This window comes from Nocardioides sp. J54, from assembly GCF_000519005.1.
In the GTDB taxonomy this organism is placed as follows: Bacteria; Actinomycetota; Actinomycetes; order Propionibacteriales; family Nocardioidaceae; genus Nocardioides.
The window spans coordinates 1-22,654 of record NZ_JAER01000016.1 but is presented as its reverse complement, the minus strand read 5'-3'; the positions used below and the strand labels follow the sequence as shown (position 1 = coordinate 22,654).

The window sequence follows — 22,654 nt, the reverse complement described above, 5'->3', positions numbered from 1 at the left end:
CGGCAGTCAGGTGATGGTCATGCCGCCGTCGACGGCGAGGGTCTGGCCGGTGATGTAACCGGCGGCGTCGGAGGCGAGGAACACCAGCGTCGCGGCGAGCTCGCGCGGGTCGCCCTTGCGGCCCGCGGGGATCCGCTGCTGCTGCGACTCGAGGTAGCCGGGCGGGTACTGGTCGGTCATCTCCGAGGTGAAGAAACCCGGCGCGATCGCGTTGACCCGGATGCCCTTGCGGCCGGTCCACTGCTGGGCGAGGTCGCGGGTGAGGCCGATGACGCCGGCCTTCGACGCGGCGTACGCCGCCTGGGGCAGCCCGGCGGTGGTGATGCCGAGGACCGAGGAGATGTTGATGATGCTCGAGCCCGGCTGCATCACCCGGCCGCACGCCTGGGCCATCCAGTAGCTGCCGTTGAGGTTGATGTCGATGACCTGGGTGAACTGCTCCGGCGTCTCCCGGGTGGCGGGGACGGCGGTGCCGACGCCGGCGTTGTTGACCAGCACGTCGACGCGGCCGAGCTCGGCCATCGCGGCGTCCACCAGCGCCTGGCACGACGCGGGGTCGGCGACGTCGGTCTGCACGGACAGGGCGCGGCGGCCGGCGGCCTCGACGAGCGCGGCGGTGTCGGCCAGGCGCTCGACGCGGCGCGCCCCGAGGACGACGTCGGCGCCGGCCTCGGCCAGCGCCTTCGCGAAGTCGACGCCCAGCCCGGAGCTGGCGCCGGTGACGACGGCGACCTTGCCGTCGAGTCGGAACAGGTCGGTGACGGTCATGGCTGCACCGTAGCGGGCGCAGGGCGGCGCGCGGCCCGGCTGACCGTGCGCCGGGCCAGCGGGTTAGGGTCGCCTCCGCCCGCCCGAGGAAGGAAGCCCGTGGACCCGGTGATCGAGCGCCCCCTGGCGGCGCTGTGGAAGCGCTACCGCGGGTTCCGCGGACGGTTCGTGCTCGCCGTCGTGATGTCGACGGTCAACAAGGTCGCCGACGTGGTGCCGGAGCTGCTCATCGGCGCCGCCGTCGACGTCGTGGTCCGCGGTTCCGACTCGTTCGTGGGCGACCTGCTCGGCGTCGAGTCCCGCCACGCCCAGCTCGGCTGGCTCGCGCTCATCAACCTCGTGGTCTGGGTCGTGGAGTCCGCCTCGGAGTACGCCGCCGACGTGCTCTGGCGCGGCCTGGCCCAGGGCATCGAGCACGACCTGCGCGTCGAGGCCTACGACCACGCCCAGCACCTGCACCTGGGCTGGCACGAGTCGCGCCCGCAGGGCTCGACGCTGGCCACGCTCAACGACGACGTCAACCAGCTCGAGCGGCTGCTGGACCTCGGCCTCCCGGCGATCCTGCAGACCGCGCTCAACGTCGTGCTCGTCGGTGCCGTGTTCGCGGTGGCGTCGTGGGAGCTGACCCTCTACGCCTTCTTGCCGATCCCCGTCATCGTGGTCGGCTCGCTCTTCTTCCAGAAGCGCCTCGAGCCGCTCTACGACCGGGTCCGGGAGTCGGTTGCCGACCTGTCCGGCGCCCTCGGCGCCAACCTCGCCGGCATCGCGACGATCAAGGCGTTCACCGCCGAGGACCGCGAGCGGGACCGGATCGCGACCGCCTCCGCGGCCTACCGCGAGGCCAACGTGGCCGCCATCCGCTCCTCGGCCGCCTTCGTGCCGCTGGTGCGGATGGCCATCCTCTCGGGCTTCACCTGCACCCTGCTGCTCGGCGGCTGGGCGACGCTCGACGGCGACCTCGAGCTCGGCCTCTACTCGGTGCTGGTCTTCATGACCCAGCGCCTGCTCTGGCCGCTGACCACCGTCGCCGAGGTGCTCGACCTCTACCAGCGCGGGCGGGCGTCCACCGCCCGCATCCTCGCGCTGCTCGCCGAGCCGGTCGACGTGCCCGCCGGCACACAGGCGCTGGAGAAGCCGGTACGCGGCTGCGTCGAGCTGCGCGGCGTGCGCTCCGGGTACGCCGACGGGCCGGACGTGCTGCACGACCTCGACCTCGTCGTACCCGCCGGCGAGACGCACGCCATCGTCGGCCCCACCGGCGCGGGCAAGTCGTCGCTGCTGCGGCTGGTGCTGCGCTTCGACGACCCCCGCTCCGGGCAGGTGCTGCTCGACGGCACCGACGTGCGCGAGCTGGACTGGGACTCCTTGCGCGGGTCGATGGGCTACGTCGCCCAGGACGTCTACCTGTTCTCCGGCACCGTCGCCGAGAACATCGCCTACGGCCGCCCGGACGCCACCCCTGCGGAGGTCCGGGCCGCCGCGGAGGCGGCCGCCGCGGCGGAGTTCGTCGAGCGCCTGCCCGACGGCTACGACAGCTGGGTGGGGGAGCGCGGCATCACCCTCTCCGGTGGCCAGCGCCAGCGCATCGCCCTGGCCCGCGCGCTCCTGCGCGACCCGGCCATCCTCGTGCTCGACGAGGCCACCAGTGCGGTGGACAACGAGACCGAGGCGGCCATCCAGCAGTCGCTGCGCCGGGCCGGCGAGCGGTGCACCACCATCGTCGTCGCGCACCGGCTCTCGACCGTCCGCCACGCCCACCGCATCTGGGTGCTCGACGGCGGTCGGGTGGCCGAGGCCGGCACCCACGACGAGCTGGTCGCGCAGGGCGGGGCCTACGCCGCGCTCTGGCGGGTGCAGACCGGCGAGCAGTGAGGGCCGCGACGCCCGCGGCGGTGAGCGCCGCGGGCGTGCGGAGGAGTACCATGCCCCTGTGCGGATGATCCTGCTTCTTGGATAGCCGCGTCGACCACTGTCGAAGACGTCGACGCGGCCGCCCCTCGATGCCCGAGGGGCTTTTCTGTGCCAGCAGCAGGGAACGATGACAAGGGATGACGATGAGCGAGAACGAGGTCCACTACGACGTCCACGCGGTCGAGGAGAAGTGGCTGCCCGTGTGGGAGCGGCTCGACCCGTTCCGCGCCGACGACGACGCCGTGACCTCGGGGGAGCGGGAGAAGCGCTACGCGCTGACGATGTTCCCCTACCCGAGCGGTGACCTGCACATGGGTCACGCCGAGGTGTTCGCCCTGCACGACGTCATCTCCCGCTACTGGCGCTTCCGCGGCTACGAGGTGCTGAACCCGATGGGCTGGGACTCCTTCGGCCTGCCCGCCGAGAACGCCGCCATCCGCAACGACGAGCACCCGGCGACGTACACCTACGGCAACATCGAGACGCAGGCCGCGTCGATGAAGCGGTACGGCGTCAGCTTCGACTGGTCGCGCCGGCTGCACACCTCGGACCCCGAGTACTACAGGTGGACCCAGTGGCTGTTCCTGAAGTTCCGGGAGCGCGGCCTGGCCTACCGCAAGAACTCCCCGGTCAACTGGTGCCCGAACGACCAGACCGTGCTGGCCAACGAGCAGGTCCTGGCCGACGGCACCTGCGAGCGCTGCGGCGCCGAGGTCACCAAGCGCGAGCTGACCCAGTGGTACTTCAAGACCACCGAGTACGCCCAGGAGCTGCACGACTGCCTGGACGAGCTGCAGAAGACCTGGATCGGCAAGGTCGTCAACGCCCAGCGCAACTGGATCGGCCGGTCCGAGGGCGCCCACGTCACCTTCGAGGTCGAGGGCCGCGACCCGATCACGGTCTTCACGACCCGTCCGGACACCCTGTGGGGCGCCACCTTCATGGTCGTCGCCGCCGACGCGAAGCTGGCCGCCGAGCTGGTCTCCGACGACCAGCGCCAGGCGCTGGACGACTACCTGGTCGAGGTGCGCAAGGCCTCCGACATCGACCGGCTGGCCACCGACCGTCCGAAGACGGGTGTCTTCCTGGGCGTGCACGCGGTCAATCCCGTCAACGGTGAGCGGATCCCGGTCTGGGCCTCGGACTACGTCCTGGCCGACTACGGCACCGGTGCGATCATGGCCGTGCCGGCGCACGACCAGCGCGACCTGGACTTCGCCCGGGCGATGGACCTGCCCGTGCGCATGGTCGTCGACACCGGCGAGGAGGACCCGGCCACCTCCGGCATCGCGACCAACGGCAACGGGACCTACGTGAGCTCCGGCCCCCTGGACGGGCTGGCCGACAAGGCCGCCGGCATCCACAAGGTCGTCGAGCTGCTGGAGGCCGACGGCCACGGCAGCGGCACGGTCAACTTCCGCCTGCGCGACTGGCTGCTGTCGCGCCAGCGCTACTGGGGCGCCCCCATCCCGGTCATCCATTGCCCGGTCGACGGCGAGGTCCCGGTCCCCGAGGACCAGCTGCCCGTCGAGCTGCCGGAGCTGCGCGGCGCCGACCTGAAGCCCAAGGGCACCTCGCCCCTGGGTGCGGCGACCGAGTGGGTCAACGTCGAGTGCCCGACCTGCGGCGGCCCCGCCACCCGGGACACCGACACCATGGACACCTTCGTCGACTCGTCCTGGTACTTCTTCCGCTACCTGTCGCCCAACGACGACACCCAGGCGTTCGACCCGGCGCTGGCGAAGGCGTGGGGCCCGATCGACCTGTACATCGGCGGCGACGAGCACGCCGTCCTGCACCTGCTGTACGCGCGCTTCTTCACCAAGGTGCTGCGCGACATGGGCCTGATCGACTGGGACGAGCCCTTCTCGGCGTACCTGTCCCAGGGCAAGGTCATCAACAACGGGCGCAAGATGAGCAAGTCGCTGGGCAACGGCGTCAGCCTGGGCGAGCAGCTGGACGAGTTCGGCGTCGACGCCGTCCGGCTGACCCTGGTCTTCGCCAGCCCGCCCGAGGACAACATCGACTGGGCCGACGTGTCGCCGGCCGGCTCCGCGCGCTTCCTGCAGCGCGCCTGGCGCCTGTCCGGTGACGTCACCTCCGCGCCCGGCACGGACCCGGCGGGCGGCGACGTCGCGCTGCGCAAGGTCACCCACAAGACGGTGCACGAGGCCGCGCACCTGCTGGAGTCCTACCGCTTCAACGTGGTCGTCGCCCGCACCATGGAGCTGGTCAACGCCACCCGCAAGGCGATCGACTCCGGCTGCGGCCCGGCCGACCCCGCGGTGCGCGAGGCCGCCGAGGCCGTCGCGATCCTGCTGTCGCTGGTCGCGCCGTACACCGCCGAGGAGATGTGGGAGCGGCTGGGCCACCAGCCGTCGGTCGCCCAGACGGCCTGGCCCACCGTCGACCCCGCGCTGCTGGTCGAGGACGCCGTCACCGCGGTCGTCCAGATTCAGGGCAAGGTCCGCGGCCGGCTGGAGGTCTCGCCCGACATCAGCGAGGCCGACCTGGAGGCTGCGGCGCTGGCCGACCCGGCGGTGCAGAAGGCGATCGACGGCCGCGAGGTGCGCAAGGTGATCGTCCGTGCGCCCAAGCTGGTCAACATCGTGGTCTGACCCCCGGCTCGGGATAACCTCGGCGGCATGTCGATCGTCGTCGTCACCGACTCCGCCTCGACCGTCTCGGACGAGCTGGCGGCGTCGGGCCGGGTCCGGGTGGTCCCGCTCCAGGTGATCATCGACGACGAGGTCCTCGACGAGGGCGCTGACGGGGTCACGCCCGAGCAGGTCGCGACGGCGCTGCGGGAGAAGCGCGCCGTCAGCACGTCCCGTCCGGCCCCCGCGGTCCTCGGCGAGCTGTACGCCCGGCTGGCCGAGGAGGGCGCGACCGAGATCGTGTCGATCCACCTCTCCGCCGAGGTCAGCGGCACCTTCGAGTCCGCGCTCGTCGCCTCGCGGACGGCGCCGGTCCCGGTCACCTGCGTCGACAGCCGCCAGGTCGGGGTCGCGACGGGGTACGCCGCCGAGTCGGCCCTCGCGGTCGTCGAGGCCGGCGGCAGCGCCGAGGACGCCGCCAAGGCCGCCCGTGCCCGGGCGGAGGCGGCGACGTCGCTGTTCTACGTCAACACCCTCGAGTACCTCCGCCGCGGTGGCAGGGTCGGCGCCGCGGCCGCCGTCTTCGGCGGTGTGCTCGCCGTCAAGCCGCTGCTCGGCATCGACGACGGCGTCATCGTCCCCCGGGCGAAGGTGCGCACCGCCGCCAAGGCCATCGCGCAGCTGGAGGCGATGGCCGTGGAGGCCGCGGGGGAGCGACAGGTCGAGGCCTGCGTGGCGCACCTGGGCGCCGGCAACCGGGCCGCCGCGATGGCCGAGCGCCTCGCCGAGCAGCTCGGCGACCGGCTGGTGCCGGCCGCGAGCGGGGAGCCGGTGCGGTGCGCCGAGATCGGAGGCGTGCTCGGCGCCCACGCGGGCCCGGGCATGCTCGCGATCTGCGTCGCGCCGGTGCTCGACCTCTGATGCACCTGCGTCACCGGTAGCCCCACGGACAGCCGCGAACCGTCCACAGGTCGCGACCGGCGCGGTGCCCGTCCACAGGCTGTCGCCGCGGCCGGCGGGACCTCCCCTGAGGGCGCCTAGCGTGCCGCCATGCACTCCCGACGCCCTCCCGCGGACGAGGCGGCCGCCCGTCGCCTGGCCCTGATCGCCGCTGGTGCCGGCGGAGGTCGGTCCGGCACGGCCGACGTCGCCCCGGAGGTGGCCGACGACACTGCGGTGGCGACGGGCCAGGCGTGGTGGGCCGACCACACCCGGGTGGCCGACCGGGGCAGCACCGCTCCTGCGGCCGTCGCGGCCCCGGGGGTGGTGCCGCCGGAGCCGCCCGTCGTCCCGACCCCCGGACGGCACGCTGCCCGACGGCGGCGCGGACCGGTCGCGGCCCGCGTGCCGGGGCTGCCGTCCCTCGCGCCGGCCCACGTGGCCGTCGTCGCGGTGGTGGTCGCGCTCGGGCTCGCGGTGACCACCTGGTGGGTGGTGCGCGACGACCCGGGGCCGGCGGTCGCACCGGTCAGTGCGGAGCCGGTGCCGGCACTGGTCCCGTTGCCCTCACCGACGGCGGCAGCGTCGTCGTCCGCGACGGGTGGGTCAGGCGGCGGGACCGTGACCGTCGACGTCGCCGGCAAGGTGCGTCGGCCCGGGATCGTCGTCCTCGATGCGGGCGCCCGGGTCACCGACGCCCTCCAGGCCGCGGGCGGGGCGCGCAAGGGCGTCGACCTGACCTCGCTCAACCTCGCCCGGGTGCTGGTCGACGGGGAGCAGGTCGTGGTCGGACGGCCTGGCCCGCCCGCCGGTGCGCCAGGCCCCGACGGCAGTCCTGCCGTCCCCGGGGCGCCCGCCGCGGTGCCGGTCAACCTCAACCTCGCCGGTCAGGCGGAGCTCGAGACCCTGCCGGGCGTGGGTCCCGTCACCGGCCAGGCGATCATCGCGTGGCGGGAGCAGCACGGAGGCTTCACCAGCGTCGACGAGCTGCTCGAGGTCGACGGGATCGGGGAGAAGACGCTGGCCCGGCTCGCCCCGCTGGTGACGGTGTGACTGACGGGGTGACCCCTGCCGGGCGCCGGGTCGCCTCAGGTGGCGCCGAGCAGTGCCCGGTGCAGCACGGCGATCAGCTCGCCGCGGGTGATCATCCCGACGAGCCGGTCCTCCGCGTCGACGACAGGGACGTTCTTGTAGCCCTCCGACGTCATCGCCGGCACCAGCTCGGCGACGGGGGTGTCCTCACGGATGGTGGTCACCTCGGTGCGCATGATCGACTCGACGGTCTCGAGCTCGACCAGGTCGCGGGTGAACAGGTCGATGATCGACACCACGCCGATCACCCGCCGTTCCTCGTCCACGACCGGCAGCGTCTTGACCTGCCGCTGCACGATCAGCGTCCGTGCCCGGTAGATCGACTCGAACGGGTGGGCCACCGCGACGTCGCGGTTCATGATCCGGGAGACCGGGATCGAGCCGAGCCTGCGGTCGAGGGCATGGGTCTCCGCGTCCCGGACGATCGCCACGACGTCGGCGGGCAGCACGTCGAGCCGGTCGGCGAGCCGCTTCATCGCCTCCTCGACGTCCGGCGTCGTGATGCCGAGCTCGGTGGCGGCACCGGGCGGGGCGGGTGGCGCCGGCCGGTGCGGGTAGCGGCGGCCGGTCAGGTTGTTGACCGCGACCGCGATGGCCAGCAGGGCGACCGTGTTGACGGCGACCGGGGCGAGCGCGAAGAGGATGCCCTGGTCGTGGATCTCCGGGGTGGCCGTCGCGGCCAGCAGCGCGCAGGCACCGCCCGGCGGGTGGAGGCACCCGAGCAGCATCATCACGCCGATCGCGGCGCCGACCCCGAGGGCAGCGGCCAGCAGGACGTCGTCGACCAGCCAGTGTGCACCGAGGCCGACCGCGGTCGAGATGACGTTGCCGCCGAGCACCGGCCAGGGCTGCGCCAGCGGACTCGCGGGCACCGCGAAGAGCAGCACCGCGCAGGCACCCATCGGCGCCACGATGAAGGGCAGCATCTCCGGACCGCCCGGGACCGCACGGGCGGTGGCCCCGGCGACGGCGATCCCGACGAGGGCACCGAGCGCACCGCGCGCCAGCTCGGGTGCGGAGTAGCGGGTCACGGCCGCCACCCTACGAGGACGGCGCGTCGTGGGTGAGGCGCCGCCCCGGGCGTCCCCACGGCACGACCCCCGGCTCCCGGCCCTCGGCCTGGTGGCGTGGCTCGCCGGGATCGCCGCCGCGCACGCCGGGGCGTGGTGCTGGGCGCCGCTGGTGCTCGCGGCATCGGTGGTCCTCGTGCCCGGCAGGTCCGGGAGATCGGCGAGGAACGGCCGGTCCGGTCCCCGGCGGCGCTGGTGCCTGGCGGCGCTGGGCATCGCTGCCGCCGTGCTGTCCTCCGCCCTGCTGCGCCAGGCAGCCGTCGCGGCCAACCCGCTCGGCGCGTGGGCCGAGGAGCGGGCGACGGCCGACCTCGTCGCCACCGTCGTCTCCGACCCGCGGCCGGTCGAGGGTCGCTTCGGGGACCGGTTCGTGGTGCGGCTGCGGGTGCAGGAGGTGACCGTCCGCGGCGTCCGGCAGGTGCTGGGCGCGACGCTGGTCGTGCTGGGCGGGGCGAGCTGGGCGCGCACCGAGCTCGGCGAGCGGGTCGCGGCGGAGGGGCGACTGGCGCCCGCGGAGGACCGTCACGTGGTGGCCCTGCTCCTCGCCGACCGGGCGCCGGTGCGGATCCGTGACCCCGACCCGTGGTGGCGAGCCGCCGGCGCGGTGCGAGCCTCCATCCGCGACGCCGTGGCCGACCGACCCCCGGCCCAGGCGGGCCTGGTGCCCGCGCTGGTGACCGGCGACGACGCCGGCCTCCCCGCCGAGGTGGAGTCCGACTTCCGGGTGACCGGGCTGACCCACCTGACCGCGGTGAGCGGCACCAACCTCACCCTCGTCGTCGGCGCCCTGCTGCTCGCCGCCCGTCTCGTCGGCGTGCGGGGGAGGTGGCTGGTGCTGGTCGGGCTGGCGGGCATCGTCGGCTTCGTGCTGCTCACGCGCACCGAGCCGAGCGTCCTCCGAGCGGCGGCGATGGGCACCGTCGGGCTGTTCGCGTTCGGCCCGGACGGTCGGCGCCGCGGCCTGCGCGCCCTCGGCGTCGCGCTCGTGGTCCTCCTGCTCCTCGACCCCGGACTGGCCACGTCGGCGGGCTTCGCGCTCTCGGTGCTGGCGACGAGCGGGATCGTGCTCCTCGGCCCGCCGCTCTCGTCGGCGCTCGCCCGGTGGTTGCCGCGCGGGCTCGCCGAGGCGGTGGCGGTCCCGACCGCGGCCCAGCTCGCCTGCACGCCGGTCATCGCCGTGCTCTCGGGCCAGGTCAGCCTCGTCGCGGTCGCGGCGAACCTGCTGGCCGGGCCCGCCGTCGGCCCGGCCACGGTGCTCGGCCTGGGGGCAGGGCTGGTGGGCCTGGTCGTGCCTGCGCTCGGCGCCGCCGTCGGGACGGTGGCGGCGTGGTGCGTCGCGTGGGTGGTCGAGGTCGCCCGCCACGGCGCCGACCTGCCCGGCGCGGCGGTGCCGTGGGGGAGCGGCCCCGTCGCGGTCGGGGCGCTGGCGGTGGTGTGCGTGGCCGTGGCGGTGGCGCTGCCCCGGCTCGCCCGGCGACGGGGCCCCAGCGTGTCGGCGGCCGTGCTGCTCCTCCTCGTCGTCCTCGGGGTGCCGGGCCGGCCGTGGTCGGCGCCTGCGGCGGGCTGGCCGCCGGCAGGGTGGGTGCTGGTCGCGTGCGACGTCGGCCAGGGCGACGCCCTCGTCGTCCGGGCCGGACCGGCCGCGGCGGTCGTGGTGGACGCCGGTCCCGACCCGGACGCGGTGGCCGGCTGCCTCGACCGTCTGGGGGTCCGCGACGTGCCCCTGCTGGTGCTCACCCACTTCCACGCCGACCACGTCGACGGGTTGCCGGGGGTGCTGCGGGACCGGCGGGTGGCTGCGGTGGAGGTCTCGCCGGTCGACGACCCACCCGGGGCTGCGGCCGCGGTCCGTCGCACCCTCGACCGCGCCGACGTGCCGGTGCAGGTGGGGGCCTACGGGGCGGCCCGGCGCGTCGGCGAGGCGACGGTGCAGGTCGTCCACCCCTCCCCGGGCGCGGCGGGCAGCGGGGCCAACGACGCCAGCGTGGTGCTGCTGGTCGAGGTGGCCGGCGTGCGCGCCCTGCTCACCGGGGACGTCGAGCCGACCGCGCAGGCCGCCCTCGCCCGTCGGTTGCCCGGGCTCGACGTCGACGTGCTCAAGGTCCCGCACCACGGCAGCCGGCACCAGGACGAGCGGTGGCTGGCCTCCCTGCAGCCCGAGGCGGCGCTGGTGTCCGCAGGTGCCGACAACGACTACGGCCACCCCTCGGGACCGCTGCTCGAGCACCTCAGGTCGGTCGGCGCCCAGGTGGGACGCACCGACGACGACGGCGACGTCGCGGTCGTCGTCGACGACGACGGCCTGCGGGTCGCCGCCCGGTGAACCACCGTCGGGACGGTGTGGGAGGCTGGCTCCATGCGGGCCGCTGACGTGTTGGGACGGGTCATCCTGGTCACCGGCAAGGAGGAGTTCCTCGGCGCCCGCACCGTCGACGAGGTCAAGGCCGCGGTGCGCGAGCACGACCCGGAGGCGGAGTTCGCCGACAGCCCCGCCGCCGACCTCACCCTCGCCTCGCTGGGCGAGATGTCCGCGCCCTCGCTGTTCTCGGCCGTGCGGTGCGTCGTCGTCCGCGGCCTGGAGAACCTGCCTGACGAGTCGGTGGACGGACTGCTCGCCTACGCCGCCGCCCCGGCCGACGAGGTCGCCCTCGTACTCGTGCACGGTGGCGGGCAGAAGGGCAGCGGAGTCCTCAACAAGCTGCGCAAGCTGAAGACGGTCACCGAGCACAAGTCCGAGGAGCTCAGGCCCTCCGACTTCCCGGGCTTCGTCGCCAACGAGGTCCGCAGGTACGGCGCCAGCATCGACCGCGAGGCCGCCGACGTGCTCATCGAGGCCATCGGCCGCGACCTGCGCTCGCTCGCCGGCGCGGCCAGCCAGCTCACCAACGACTTCCCGGGGGAGCGGATCAGCGAGGCGCAGGTCCGTCGCTACTTCGGTGGCCGCGCCGAGGCCAAGTCCTTCGCCGTCGCCGACGCGGCGTTCGCCGGCCGCGGCCAGGTCGCGCTGGAGGAGCTGCGCTGGGCCCTCGACGCCGGCACCGCCTCGGTGCTGATCACCTCCGCCTTCGCCGGCAGCGCCCGTGGCCTCGCCCGGCTGGTCAGCGCGCCGCGCGGGATGCGCGACGCCGACCTCGCCCGCGAGGTGGGCGTGCCGCCGTGGAAGCTGCGCTCGTTGCGCGAGCAGGCCCGCGGCTGGTCGGAGGCCGGCCTCGCCCGGGCCGTGCGCGCAGTCGCCCAGGCCGACGCCGACATCAAGGGCGCGGCCAGCGACGCGTCGTACGCCCTCGAGCGGCTGGTCCTGACGATCACCGCGCTGCGGACCCGGTAGCGCCGGGAGCAGAAATCACGGAAGGGAGCCCCCTGACGGGGACTCCCTTCGACGTGATGGCTCCGGACCGGAGCCAGAGCAGTGGGCTCAGAGAGAGGCGGCCTGCTTGGAGATCGAGGACTTGCGGTTCGCAGCCTGGTTCTTGTGGATGACGCCCTTCGAGGCGGCCTTGTCCAGCTGCTTGGTGGCCTCGCGGGCCAGGGCGACGGCGTTGTCCTTGTCGCCGGCCTCGGCGGCCTCGCGGAACTTGCGGATCGCGGTCTTCAGGCCGGACTTGACGGCCTTGTTGCGCTCGTGACGCTTCTCGTTCTGCTTGTTGCGCTTGATCTGGCTCTTGATGTTGGCCACGGGTGAATCGCCTCTACGTTCTCGGGTGGATGTCTGGACTGGTCCGGAGCGCGTGACCGCGGGGATCCCGGGCCGCCCGGAGGGCAGGCACGGGTGCGCGGAGACGCGACCAGCAAGGCTAACAGCGGCTGTTCAGGCGCCCCAAATCGCGGCCGGGCCGACGCGCCCGGCTCATCGCTGCCAGCCGCGGCGCTCGGCCAGCCAGTCGTGGAGGACGTCGCGCTGCCACGCCTGGGCCGCGCGCAGGTGCGGCGACGTCGGCGGGACCGGCTGGTCCGCGGAGACCGAGAAGTAGCCGAGGACCAGGGCCAGGGCGACGTCCACGTCGTCAGCGGGTACGACGGACAGCAGGGGGTGCCGGGCGATGTGGGACTCGACGTCGAGCCCGTCCCCGCGCGGCCCGATGAGCAGGAGCAGGGAGTCGAGCCACGCGGCGCCCACGACCGGCCAGTTCCAGTCGCAGAGCACGGCCCGCTCCTCGTCGAGCACCAGGATGTTGTCGTCGCGGACGTCGGTGTGGGCCAGCGTGTCGCCGCCGACCACGTCGGCGTACCGGGCTGCGAGGGAGCCGAGCTCGGCGGCCCGCGGGTGGTCGATGCGCTGCCACAGCCCGGCCCACGAGGCGAGCTCGTCGACCGCGGGGTCGAGGCCGGCCGGCGCGGGGGTGAGCACCTCGGCCGCCTCGACGAGCGCCGCCGAGGCCAGGGCCACGTCGGCGTCGGTCCACGGCCGGTGCGGCGCCCGGCCGTCGACGTGGTCGATCCCCATCAGGAACCAGTCCGCCACCTCGTCGGTCCACCGCAGCCGCGGGGCCGGCGCTGCCTCCGGGAGCACGCGCAGCTTGCGGGCCTCCTCGCGGTAGGACTCGGCGAAGGTCCGCTGCGCCTTCAGGGACGCGGCCTTGACGAAGTGGCGCGAGCCGTCGGCGCAGGTCAGCACCGACGCGAAGCCGGGGGTGAACCCGCCGCCCTGGGACGCGGCCTCCACGACCGGCCCGCCGAGGTGCCCCTCGACCGCCGCCCGGACGACCGGCGGCAGGTGCGCCCACTCCACGCGTCGCGCGGTCCGGCCGTGGGGGATGCGAGTCGGGAGCACCCGCACATGATGGCGGCCCGGTGCCGCCGGTGCGCCAGGGGGCGGTCTGGATTCACCGAACCCGCGGCGCTTTGGAAGAATGGGCGGATCATGCCGATCTCCGCCCCCAAGCCGGGTCACACCGACCCCGCGATCATCCGCAACTTCTGCATCATCGCGCACATCGACCACGGCAAGTCGACCCTCGCCGACCGGATGCTGCAGCTCACGGGTGTCGTCGACGAGCGCGCGGCGCGGGCGCAGTACCTCGACCGGATGGACATCGAGCGCGAGCGCGGCATCACGATCAAGTCCCAGGCGGTGCGGATGCCGTGGACGGTCACCGAGGGCAACGAGGAGGGCGCCGAGCCGGGCACCTACGTCCTCAACATGATCGACACCCCCGGCCACGTCGACTTCACCTACGAGGTGTCCCGCTCGCTGCAGGCGTGCGAGGCGGCGATCCTGCTCGTCGACGCCGCCCAGGGCATCGAGGCGCAGACCCTGGCGAACCTCTACCTCGCGATGGGTGCGGACCTGCACATCATCCCGGTGCTCAACAAGATCGACCTGCCCAGCGCCGACCCCGACAAGTACGCCGAGGAGCTGGCCGGCATCGTCGGCTGCGACCCCGACGACGTGCTCCGGGTGAGCGCCAAGACGGGCATGGGCGTCGAGAAGGTCCTCAACGAGATCGTCAAGCAGACCCCGGCGCCGGTCGGCGACGCGGACGCCCCGGCGCGCGCGCTGATCTTCGACTCGGTCTACGACACCTACCGCGGTGTGGTCACCTACGTCCGCGTGGTCGACGGCAAGCTCACCCACCGCGACCGGATCAAGATGATGTCGACCAACGCGGTGCACGAGATGCTCGAGGTCGGCGTGATCAGCCCGGAGCCGGTCAAGGCGGGCGAGATCGGCGTCGGCGAGGTCGGCTACCTGATCACCGGCGTGAAGGACGTGCGCCAGTCGCGGGTCGGTGACACCGTCACCGCGCAGCACGGTGGCGCGACCGAGCCGCTCGGCGGCTACCAGCACCCGAACCCGATGGTCTACGCCGGGCTCTACCCGATCGACGGCGACGACTACCCGCTGCTGCGCGAGTCGCTGGAGAAGCTCCAGCTCAACGACGCGGCGCTCACCTTCGAGCCCGAGACCTCCGGCGCCCTCGGCTTCGGCTTCCGGTGCGGCTTCCTCGGCCTGCTCCACATGGAGATCACCCGTGACCGCCTCGAGCGCGAGTTCAACCTCGACCTGATCTCGACCGCCCCCAACGTGGTCTACGAGGTCCACATGGAGGACGGCAAGGTCATCGAGGTGACCAACCCGAGCGAGTACCCCGACGGCAAGGTCGCCGAGGTCCGCGAGCCGGTCGTCAAGGCCACCATCCTCAGCCCCTCCGACTTCATCGGCACGATCATGGAGCTGTGCCAGGAGAAGCGCGGCGCGCTGCAGGGCATGGACTACCTCTCCGCCGACCGCGTCGAGATGCGCTACACGCTGCCGATGGGCGAGATCGTCTTCGACTTCTTCGACCAGCTGAAGTCGCGCACCAAGGGCTACGCGTCCCTCGACTACGAGCGCGCCGGCGACCAGGCGGCCGACCTGGTCAAGGTCGACATCCTGCTCCAGGGCGAGGCCGTCGACGCCTTCTCGGCGATCATCCACAAGGACGCCGCCTACTCGTACGGCGTGATGATGGCCGGCAAGCTCAAGGACCTCATCCCGCGCCAGCAGTTCGAGGTGCCGATCCAGGCGGCGATCGGCTCGCGGGTCATCGCCCGCGAGAACATCCGCGCCATCCGCAAGGACGTCCTCGCCAAGTGCTACGGCGGTGACATCACCCGCAAGCGGAAGCTGCTCGAGAAGCAGAAGGAAGGCAAGAAGCGGATGAAGATGGTCGGCCGCGTCGAGGTGCCCCAGGAGGCCTTCGTCGCCGCGCTGTCCACCTCCGGGCCGGCGGGCGACAAGCCGAAGAAGTGACCGCGCCGCTGCCGGCGACGGTGCGCGACCTGCTCGACGAGTGGGAGCTCGCCGACGGTGGTGAGAGCTGGGACGGCGAGCGCTGTGCCGTCGTACCCGTCACCACGGTTGACGGCACGCCGGCGGTGCTCAAGGTGGGGGAGCAGCCCGCCCACGCCCACCTCGCCCTGCAGCACTGGCACGGTCGCGGCGCGGTGCGCCTGCTGCGCGCCGACCCCGGTCGCGGGGCGCTGCTGCTCGAGCGGGCCAGCCGCACCGACCTGCGCGACCACTGGGACGTCGAGGCCTGCGAGGTCGTCGGTGGCCTCTACCGCGAGCTGCACCGGCCCGCGTTCCCGCAGCTGCGGCGCCTCTCCGAGCACGCCGCCGAGGTCGCGGCGGCGCTCGCTGCGCTCCCGCGAGACGTCCCGCTGCCACCGCGGCTGGTGCAGCAGGCGCGCCACCTCGCCGGACGCTTCGCTGCCGACCCGGACACCGACGGCACCGTGGTCCACACCGACCTCCACTACGGCACGGTGCTGGCGGCGGAGCGCGCACCGTGGCTCGCGACCAGCCCGCGGCCGCTCAACGGCGACCCGCACGTCGAGGTGGCGCCCCTGCTCTGGCACCGGTACGACGAGCTCGCGGGCCGGGTGCGCGACGGGCTCCGCGCCCGCTTCCACGCCGCCGTGGACGCCGCCGGGCTCGACGAGCACCGGGCGCGGGACTGGGTCGTGGTGCGGGCGGTGGACCTGGCCCGGCACCGGCTCGGGACGGACGCGGTGACGCGCCTGGTGACCATTGCGAAGGCGGTCCAGGACTGATCGGGGGAGAATGCCTCCCGTGACAGCGCGCCTCCTGACCGTCAGCGTCGGCCAGCCCCGGGAGCGGGACTGGGCCGGCATCGGCCGTACCTCCATCGACAAGCGTCCCGTGACCGGCCCGGTCCGGGTGCACGAGCTCGGCGTCGAGGGCGACCGGGTCTCCGACACCCGCCACCACGGAGGTCGTGACCAGGCGGTCTACGCCTACGCCCGGGAGGACCTCGACTTCTGGGAGGAGCAGCTCGACCGCTCCATCCGGGACGGTCACTTCGGGGAGAACCTCACGACCGAGGGCATCGACCTCAACGCCCTCGAGGTCGGCACGCGGCTGCGGATCGGCGACGAGGTGGACGGGGTGCTGCTCGAGGCCATCTCGGTGCGGATCCCCTGCAACGACTTCAAGTGCTGGATGGGGGAGTCCGGCTACGAGACCCGGGCCTGGGTCAGGAGGTTCACCGCCGAGGCGCGGCCCGGACCGTACTTCCGCGTGCTCCAGCCCGGCACGATCGAGGCCGGCGCCCCGGTCGAGGTCGTCTACTGGCCGGGCCACGGCGTGACCATCCGCGACATGTTCGTCGCGCTGACGACGGACCGCAGCCGGCTGCCCGACCTGCAGGTGGTCGAGGGCCTGCCGGCGAAGGTTCAGGAGAAGGTTGACATTTGTGTCCGTCAGATGGCGGGGACGCTACCCTCGGACGACTGAGTGGCCTAGGTTACTCACCAGTTACGCCGGCTCACGAGCATGCAGGAGCGACATGCCCATCAACCACGACACGACTTTCATGGACACCATGCCCCAGAACTGTGCGATCCAGTTCTGGGACCGGGTCGAGACGAGCGGCAGCCGTGAAGCCTTCCGCTACCCGGAGGGCGACGCCTGGCGGTCCATCACCTGGCGGGAGACCGCCCAGCAGGTCAGCAGCTTCGCGGGAGGCCTCCTCGCCCTCGGGCTGGCGCCGGAGGACCGCGTCGCCATCGCCTCCGCCACGCGCTACGAGTGGATCTTCGCCGACCTGGCCATCCTGTGTGCCGGTGGCGCCACCACGACGGTGTACCCCACGACGGGCGGGCCGGACACGGCGTACATCATCGGCGACTCGGGCAGCCGCTTCGTGTTCGCCGAGGACGAGACCCAGGTCGAGAAGCTGCGGGCCCACCGCGACGAGCTCCCTGCGGTCGAGAAGGTCATCGTCTTCGAGGCGTCCGCGGCCGACGGCGACTGGGTGATCTCGCTGGCCGACCTCGCCGCGCTGGGTGACACCTACCTCGCCGAGCACGAGGGCGTCCTGCAGGAGCTGGCGAACGGCATCAAGCCCGACCAGCTGGCGACCCTGATCTACACCTCCGGCACCACCGGCAAGCCGAAGGGCGTGCGCACCCTTCACCGCGGCTGGGTCTTCGAGGGCGAGGCCATCAAGGCCCAGAACATCCTCGACGAGACCGACCTGCAGTTCCTCTGGCTGCCGATGGCCCACGCCTTCGGCAAGGTGCTGCTCTCCACCCAGCTCGCCTGCGGCTTCGCCACGGCGATCGACGGCCGCGTCGAGAAGATCGTCGACAACCTGGGCGTCGTGAAGCCGACCTTCATGGGTGCCGCGCCGCGCATCTTCGAGAAGGCCTACGCACGCATCGTCACGATGCAGGCGGCCGAGGGCGGCCTCAAGGAGAAGATCTTCAACCGGGCCTTCGAGGTCGGCCGGAAGGTCGACGAGCTGAAGATGGCCGGCAAGCCGGTCCCGTTCCTGCTGAACCTGCAGCACGGCCTGTTCGACAAGCTCGTCTTCTCCAAGGTGCGCGAGCGCTTCGGCGGCCGGGTCCGCTTCTTCATCTCCGGCTCCGCGGCCCTCAACGCCGAGATCGCCACGTGGTTCCACGCCGCGGGCATCCTCATCCTCGAGGGCTACGGCATGACGGAGAACTCCGCGGGCGCCACCGTCAACCACCCCGACGGCTACAAGATCGGCACCGTCGGCCAGCCCTTCCCGGGCACCGAGGTCCGCATCGCCGAGAACGGCGAGGTCCAGCTCCGCGGCCCGCACATCATGGCCGGCTACCACAACCGCCCCGAGGCCACGGCCGAGGCGATCACCGAGGACGGCTGGCTGCGCACGGGCGACAAGGGCGAGCTCGACGAGGACGGCTACCTCACGATCACCGGCCGCATCAAGGAGCTCTTCAAGACCTCGGGCGGCAAGTACATCGCCCCGCCGGCCATCGAGGCGAAGTTCAAGGCGATCTGCCCGCTGGTCAGCCAGTTCATGGTCTTCGGCGCCGAGCGCAACTTCGTCTCCGCGCTGATCACCCTGGACCCCGACGCCATCGCCGGCTGGGCCGCCGAGAACGGCAAGGAGGGCCTCTCCTACACCGAGCTCGTCAACGACCCCGCGGTGCAGGCGATGGTGGGCGAGTACGTCGACCAGCTCAACGCCCAGCTCAACCGCTGGGAGACGATCAAGAAGTGGAAGCTCCTCGACCACGACCTCAGCATCGAGTCGGGCGAGCTCACCCCGTCGCTGAAGGTGAAGCGCAACGTCGTGGAGGACAACAACAAGGAGCTCATCGAGAGCTTCTACGGCTGAGCCGGCCGCTCCGTCCCTGACGGTCCCGGTGGAGGGGGCTGTCCGTCGCCAGCACGGCGAACGGGCAGCCCCCTTCCCGTCCCCACCCCTCGAGGTCCGGGAAGGCCCGACCTCCTGAGAGGATGGCCGGGTGCCGTCCGCATTGCCCGAGGGGGACCCCGCCCCGTCCGACGGGTCGCTGCCGGAGCAGGCGCTGGCCGCGCTGGGCGACGACCCGTTCGGGTTCTACGTCCACGTGCCCTTCTGCCGCGTGCGGTGCGGCTACTGCGACTTCAACACCTACACCGCCGAGGAGCTCGGCCCCGGCGTCTCCCGGGCGTCGTACGTCGACCAGGCGGTCGCCGAGGTCCGGCTGGCCCGCCGCGTGCTCGGTGACCGGGAGCGCCCGGTCGACACCGTCTTCCTCGGCGGCGGCACCCCGACGCTGCTGCCTGCGGGCGACCTCGGCCGGCTGCTGCGCGCCATCGACGACGAGTTCGGCCTGGCGCCCGGCGCCGAGGTCACCACGGAGGCCAACCCCGACAGCGTCGACGCGGCCTACCTCGCCGAGCTCCGCGCGGCCGGCTACACCCGGGTGTCCTTCGGCATGCAGTCCGCCGTCCCGTCGGTGCTCGCCGTGCTCGACCGCACCCACGACCCGCTGCGGGTCCCGGGAGTGGTGGCCGCGGCACGTGCCGCCGGCTTCGACCAGGTCAGCCTGGACCTGATCTACGGCACCCCGGGGGAGAGCGCGGAGGACTGGGCGACCACCCTCGAGGCCGCGCTGGCCTGCGCACCCGACCACGTCTCCGCGTACTCGCTCATCGTGGAGGACGGCACTGCACTGGCGCGCCGGGTCCGCCGCGGCGAGCTGCCGATGCCCGATGACGACGACCTCGCCGACAAGTACGTCCAGGGCGACGAGCGGCTCGCCGCCGCCGGGCTGGGGTGGTACGAGGTCTCCAACTGGGCGCGCGACGACGCGGCCCGCTGCCGGCACAACCTCGGCTACTGGGCTGGCGCCGGTTGGTGGGGGATCGGGCCCGGGGCGCACTCGCACCTCGGGGGCGTGCGCTGGTGGAACGTCAAGCACCCCGCGGCGTACGCCGCCCGGCTGGCCGCCGGCGACAGCCCGGCCCACGCTCGGGAGGTCCTCGACGAGGAGACCCGGCGGGTCGAGCGGGTGCTGCTGGAGCTGCGGCTGCGCGAGGGGCTCGACCCGGCGCTGCTCGACGACGCCGGGCGCGACGAGCTGCCCGGCCTGGTCGACGAGGGCCTGGTCGAGCCGGCCGCGCTGGCCGCCGGCCGGGTGGTGCTGACCCGGCGCGGGCGGCTGCTCGCGGACGGGGTCGTGCACCGCCTGCTCGGCTGAGCGCCGCCCGGCCTAGGCTCAGGCCCATGGTCGACTTCACCAAGCGCCCGGACCCGGAGGAGGAGCCCCGCCCGGACTCCTCGGCGCAGGGCCCGCAGAACCCGTACCAGCCCACGCCTCCGCCGTACCCGCCCTACGGTGCGCCGGCCCCCGGCTACGGCTACGGGCACTCGCCCGTGGCGCCGTGGGGCGTCGACCCGCTCAGCGGCCTGCCCTACTCCGACAAGCAGAAGGTCGTCGCCGGGGTGCTGCAGATCCTGCTGCCGTTCGGCGTCGGGCGCTTCTACACCGGTCACACCGGCCTCGCGGTCGCCCAGCTGCTGGTCTGCCTCTTCACCTGTGGTGTCGGTGGCCTCTGGTCGATGATCGACGGGATCATCCTGCTGGTCGGCAACCCGCGCGACGTCGGGGGTCGACCGCTGCGCTGACGGGCTCCCGTGCCCGCCTCCACGTCATTGGAGATTAACTCTAGTGATACAGTAGGAATACGTGCCGAAGGACGGCGCGCCCGAAGGAGGCTTCGAATGGGTCCCGTGATCGGCTACGTGCCGGGTGCCTTCGACCTGTTCCACGTGGGACACCTCAATGCGCTGCGCCAGGCGCGGCAGTGGTGCGACGTCCTCGTCGCCGGCGTGGTGGCCGACGAGGTGTGCGTGGAGACGAAGGGCGTGCTGCCGACCGTCCCGCTCGCGGAGCGGCTGGAGATCGTCGAGGCCATCGGCATCGTCGACGCCGTCTACGCCGAGGCCACGCCGAGCAAGGTGGACTCGTGGCGCGACGTCGGCTTCCACCGGATCTTCAAGGGTGACGACTGGCGCGACACCGCCAAGGGGCGACGCCTCGAGGAGGACATGGCCCGTCTCGGCGTCGAGGTGACCTACTTCCCCTACACGCTGCAGACCTCCTCGACCGCCCTGCGCAAGGCGCTGGCGCACCGCGGAGCGTCATGAGCGCCGCCGTCTCCGACGACGGCATCCTCCTCCCGGCCGCCTCGCGGCCCTTCCTGGTCGAGATCGACGGCCACTACGTGTGGTCGACGACGCCGGACCGCGACGGCGAGCGCCAGGGCGGGGGAGTGCTGGTGCCGTGGCCCGGGGTGCTGCGTCCCTACCTCTCCGGCCGCGGTCGGGTGCGGGTCACCGACGCCACCGGCACCGAGGTGCTGTACGACGCGGAGGTCGGCCTCGGCACCGGCGAGGGTCGTCTCGCGGTCGTCGACCGTGCGGGGCACCGGCTCAGTGTCGACAAGGTCGGCCACCTCACCCGCTCCTTCGCGGCGACCGGCGAGGAGGTGCGCGAGGAGATCCTCGCCGGCACCCGCCGCGCGATCGACGACCTGCGCGAGCACGCCGGGGTCGCGGCCTACCTGAACTACGGGGCGCTGCTCGGGGCGGTCCGGGAGGGGCGGATGCTCGCCCACGACTCCGACACCGACCTGTGCTACCTCTCCGACCACACCTCGCCGGCCGACATCATCGCCGAGTCCTACCGGATCACCCGGGCGATGCGTGAGCGTGGCTGGAACCTGCTGCGCATGTCGGGTGGTGACATCAAGCTGCTGCTGCCGCTCTCCGACGGGCGGCAGTGCCACATCGACGTGTTCGTGGCGTTCCACGTCGGCGACACCTTCTACCAGCTCGGCAACCGCAGCGGGTCGCTCCCGCGCAGCGCCATCGAGCCGTTCTCCACCATCGAGCTGCACGGCCACGAGTTCCCGGCCCCCCGCGACCCCGAGCGGATGCTGGCCTTCCTCTACGGCCCGCGCTGGCGCACCCCCGACCCGTCGTTCCGCTACGCCGACCCGGCGGCTGGCGTACGCCGCCTGGACGGGTGGCTGCGCGGCTTCCGCACCGAGATGGGTTTGTGGACCGGCTTCCTCAGTGGCCCGGACGTCCGGGAGGTGCCGGCCGGGCCGTCGCCGTTCGCGCGCTGGGTGGGGCACCATCTCGGGCGGCCGGGACCGGACTCGCCCGGCGTCGTCGACCTCGGCAGCGGCACCGGCCGCGACGCGCTCTGGTTCGCCCGGCGCGGCCACCGCACGCTCGCCGTCGACCACTCCCGGCGCAGCCTGACCATGGTCCGCGGCCGTGCCCGCCGGCGCGGGGTCGACGTCGAGGTCGACCAGCTGATCCTCGGCGAGCTCCGCTCGACGCTCCTGCTCGGGACCCGCCTCGCCCGCGCCCCGCACCACCTCTACGCCCGGCACCTGGTGGGGTGCCTCGACGACGCTGCGCTCGACCAGCTGTGGCGGCTGTGCCGGATGGCGCTGCGGCCGGGAGGCGGCCAGCTCTTCCTCGAGCTGCAGGCCGCCTACGACGGCCCGGACGGCGCCCCCGGGACGCCGGTCCGCCCCGAGGGCCTGGTCCGCCGCGTCGACCCTGGGGCCCTCCGCGCCGCGATCGAGGACGCCGGCGGCGTCGTCGAGGAGCTGGTCGTCGAGCCCGGCGAGGACATGCTCGGCCGCCCCGACCCCGCCGTCTGCCGGATCCGGGCCCACTGGCCCGCCCCCGCCCTTACTCCTGAGGAGGACCGATGAGTAGCCCTGTGTCAACGTCAGGCCGCTTCGACACCGCTGAGCAGTGCCTGGAGGGCGCCGTGCTGGTGGGGGTCGTAGGCGGTCTGGTTCTGCCAGCATCGCCAGATCACGCCGAGCCAGGCGCGGGCCAGGATGCGGGTGGCGTGGGGGTGGTCCTTGCCGCGGGCGAGGGCGTCGTTGTAGATCTTCGCGGCCCAGGGGTTGGCTCGGCGGGAGTCGCCGGCGAAGTCGCAGACGGCGTCGCGGAGCTCTTTGTTGACCGCCCATCGGTAGGT

General features: G+C 73.2%; 19 protein-coding genes. 14 read left to right on the top strand and 5 right to left on the bottom strand.

The features are described from left to right. Positions 1 to 6: 6 nt before the first annotated feature. Positions 7 to 768, bottom strand: a complete 762-nt coding sequence (locus NOCJ54_RS0112580; RefSeq protein ID WP_028655783.1) for an SDR family NAD(P)-dependent oxidoreductase — start codon at positions 766 to 768, stop codon at positions 7 to 9. 99 nt (positions 769 to 867) lie between these two features. Here NOCJ54_RS0112580 and NOCJ54_RS0112575 point away from each other — a divergent pair, with 99 nt between their 5' ends. The 4 genes from NOCJ54_RS0112575 to NOCJ54_RS0112560 all read left to right on the top strand — a co-directional run bounded on the left by NOCJ54_RS0112575 (position 868) and on the right by NOCJ54_RS0112560 (position 7,268). Then, positions 868 to 2,640 (top strand): ABC transporter ATP-binding protein, encoded by a 1,773-nt coding sequence (locus tag NOCJ54_RS0112575; protein WP_028655782.1) that lies wholly within the window; start codon positions 868 to 870, stop codon positions 2,638 to 2,640. A 176-nt stretch (positions 2,641 to 2,816) separates the two neighbouring features. Continuing rightward, the gene (gene leuS / locus NOCJ54_RS0112570; RefSeq protein ID WP_028655781.1) at positions 2,817 to 5,297 is read left to right on the top strand and encodes a leucine--tRNA ligase; all 2,481 of its coding nucleotides are present in this window, start codon (positions 2,817 to 2,819) and stop codon (positions 5,295 to 5,297) included. 27 nt (positions 5,298 to 5,324) lie between these two features. Continuing rightward, positions 5,325 to 6,197 (top strand): DegV family protein, encoded by an 873-nt coding sequence (locus tag NOCJ54_RS0112565; protein ID WP_028655780.1) that lies wholly within the window; start codon positions 5,325 to 5,327, stop codon positions 6,195 to 6,197. A gap of 129 nt (positions 6,198 to 6,326) precedes the next feature. Beyond that, the gene (locus NOCJ54_RS0112560) at positions 6,327 to 7,268 is read left to right on the top strand and encodes a helix-hairpin-helix domain-containing protein (protein ID WP_084255139.1); all 942 of its coding nucleotides are present in this window, start codon (positions 6,327 to 6,329) and stop codon (positions 7,266 to 7,268) included. A gap of 35 nt (positions 7,269 to 7,303) precedes the next feature. Here NOCJ54_RS0112560 and NOCJ54_RS0112555 read toward each other — a convergent pair whose 3' ends face one another. Then, the gene (locus NOCJ54_RS0112555; RefSeq protein WP_036517835.1) at positions 7,304 to 8,338 is read right to left on the bottom strand and encodes an HPP family protein; all 1,035 of its coding nucleotides are present in this window, start codon (positions 8,336 to 8,338) and stop codon (positions 7,304 to 7,306) included. 28 nt (positions 8,339 to 8,366) lie between these two features. Here NOCJ54_RS0112555 and NOCJ54_RS25555 point away from each other — a divergent pair, with 28 nt between their 5' ends. Together NOCJ54_RS25555 and holA are read left to right on the top strand one after the other, a co-directional pair. Continuing rightward, positions 8,367 to 10,700, top strand: coding sequence for a ComEC/Rec2 family competence protein (locus NOCJ54_RS25555; RefSeq protein ID WP_051485799.1), 2,334 nt, complete (start codon positions 8,367 to 8,369; stop codon positions 10,698 to 10,700). 33 nt (positions 10,701 to 10,733) lie between these two features. After that, entirely contained in the window at positions 10,734 to 11,705 is a 972-nt protein-coding gene (gene holA / locus NOCJ54_RS0112545) for a DNA polymerase III subunit delta (protein ID WP_036517811.1), read from the top strand. 87 nt (positions 11,706 to 11,792) lie between these two features. On the opposite strand, the gene rpsT is transcribed toward holA, so the two are convergent. After that, positions 11,793 to 12,053 carry a 30S ribosomal protein S20 gene (gene rpsT, locus NOCJ54_RS0112540; RefSeq protein ID WP_028655776.1) on the bottom strand — a complete coding sequence of 87 codons (261 nt, stop codon included), beginning with the start codon at positions 12,051 to 12,053 and terminating at the stop codon, positions 11,793 to 11,795. 171 nt (positions 12,054 to 12,224) lie between these two features. Continuing rightward, positions 12,225 to 13,148, bottom strand: a complete 924-nt coding sequence (locus NOCJ54_RS0112535; protein WP_157514888.1) for a hypothetical protein — start codon at positions 13,146 to 13,148, stop codon at positions 12,225 to 12,227. A 90-nt stretch (positions 13,149 to 13,238) separates the two neighbouring features. Between NOCJ54_RS0112535 and lepA the strand changes: the two genes are divergently transcribed. From lepA to NOCJ54_RS0112495, 8 genes are all read left to right on the top strand, one after another. Further along, positions 13,239 to 15,110: a translation elongation factor 4 gene (lepA, locus tag NOCJ54_RS0112530; RefSeq protein WP_036517808.1), complete on the top strand. Its 1,872-nt coding sequence runs from the start codon at positions 13,239 to 13,241 to the stop codon at positions 15,108 to 15,110. Continuing rightward, on the top strand, positions 15,107 to 15,913 hold the full coding sequence (locus NOCJ54_RS25550; RefSeq protein WP_036517806.1) for an aminoglycoside phosphotransferase family protein: 807 nt from the start codon (positions 15,107 to 15,109) through the stop codon (positions 15,911 to 15,913). The genes lepA and NOCJ54_RS25550 overlap by 4 nt, the downstream gene beginning before the upstream one ends. Positions 15,914 to 15,932: 19 nt before the next feature. Beyond that, positions 15,933 to 16,616 carry an MOSC domain-containing protein gene (locus NOCJ54_RS0112520; RefSeq protein ID WP_232221771.1) on the top strand — a complete coding sequence of 228 codons (684 nt, stop codon included), beginning with the start codon at positions 15,933 to 15,935 and terminating at the stop codon, positions 16,614 to 16,616. A gap of 52 nt (positions 16,617 to 16,668) precedes the next feature. Beyond that, positions 16,669 to 18,492 carry an AMP-dependent synthetase/ligase gene (locus tag NOCJ54_RS0112515; RefSeq protein ID WP_051485798.1) on the top strand — a complete coding sequence of 608 codons (1,824 nt, stop codon included), beginning with the start codon at positions 16,669 to 16,671 and terminating at the stop codon, positions 18,490 to 18,492. A gap of 130 nt (positions 18,493 to 18,622) precedes the next feature. After that, positions 18,623 to 19,843 (top strand): radical SAM family heme chaperone HemW, encoded by a 1,221-nt coding sequence (hemW, locus tag NOCJ54_RS0112510; RefSeq protein WP_028655771.1) that lies wholly within the window; start codon positions 18,623 to 18,625, stop codon positions 19,841 to 19,843. A 26-nt stretch (positions 19,844 to 19,869) separates the two neighbouring features. Further along, a complete protein-coding gene (locus NOCJ54_RS0112505; protein WP_028655770.1) occupies positions 19,870 to 20,271 on the top strand; it encodes a TM2 domain-containing protein in 402 nt (133 codons plus the stop codon). A gap of 96 nt (positions 20,272 to 20,367) precedes the next feature. Further along, complete coding sequence (locus NOCJ54_RS0112500; RefSeq protein WP_028655769.1) at positions 20,368 to 20,793, top strand: adenylyltransferase/cytidyltransferase family protein; 426 nt, start codon at positions 20,368 to 20,370, stop codon at positions 20,791 to 20,793. Continuing rightward, entirely contained in the window at positions 20,790 to 22,379 is a 1,590-nt protein-coding gene (locus NOCJ54_RS0112495; RefSeq protein ID WP_028655768.1) for a methyltransferase domain-containing protein, read from the top strand. The genes NOCJ54_RS0112500 and NOCJ54_RS0112495 overlap by 4 nt, the downstream gene beginning before the upstream one ends. Before the next feature lie 17 nt (positions 22,380 to 22,396). On the opposite strand, the gene NOCJ54_RS29895 is transcribed toward NOCJ54_RS0112495, so the two are convergent. Further along, a partial coding sequence (locus NOCJ54_RS29895) for a hypothetical protein (RefSeq protein ID WP_028655767.1) occupies positions 22,397 to 22,654 on the bottom strand: 258 nt, incomplete at its 5' end.

Coding starts and splice junctions, on each gene's coding strand:
- lepA (WP_036517808.1), top strand. CDS start 13,239: ATGCCGATCTCCGCCCCCAAGCCGGGTCACACCGACCCCGCGATCATC.
- NOCJ54_RS0112505 (WP_028655770.1), top strand. CDS start 19,870: ATGGTCGACTTCACCAAGCGCCCGGACCCGGAGGAGGAGCCCCGCCCG.
- NOCJ54_RS0112560 (WP_084255139.1), top strand. CDS start 6,327: ATGCACTCCCGACGCCCTCCCGCGGACGAGGCGGCCGCCCGTCGCCTG.
- NOCJ54_RS0112580 (WP_028655783.1), bottom strand. CDS start 768: ATGACCGTCACCGACCTGTTCCGACTCGACGGCAAGGTCGCCGTCGTC.
- NOCJ54_RS0112565 (WP_028655780.1), top strand. CDS start 5,325: ATGTCGATCGTCGTCGTCACCGACTCCGCCTCGACCGTCTCGGACGAG.
- NOCJ54_RS0112495 (WP_028655768.1), top strand. CDS start 20,790: ATGAGCGCCGCCGTCTCCGACGACGGCATCCTCCTCCCGGCCGCCTCG.
- leuS (WP_028655781.1), top strand. CDS start 2,817: ATGACGATGAGCGAGAACGAGGTCCACTACGACGTCCACGCGGTCGAG.
- holA (WP_036517811.1), top strand. CDS start 10,734: ATGCGGGCCGCTGACGTGTTGGGACGGGTCATCCTGGTCACCGGCAAG.
- NOCJ54_RS0112500 (WP_028655769.1), top strand. CDS start 20,368: ATGGGTCCCGTGATCGGCTACGTGCCGGGTGCCTTCGACCTGTTCCAC.
- NOCJ54_RS0112515 (WP_051485798.1), top strand. CDS start 16,669: ATGCCCATCAACCACGACACGACTTTCATGGACACCATGCCCCAGAAC.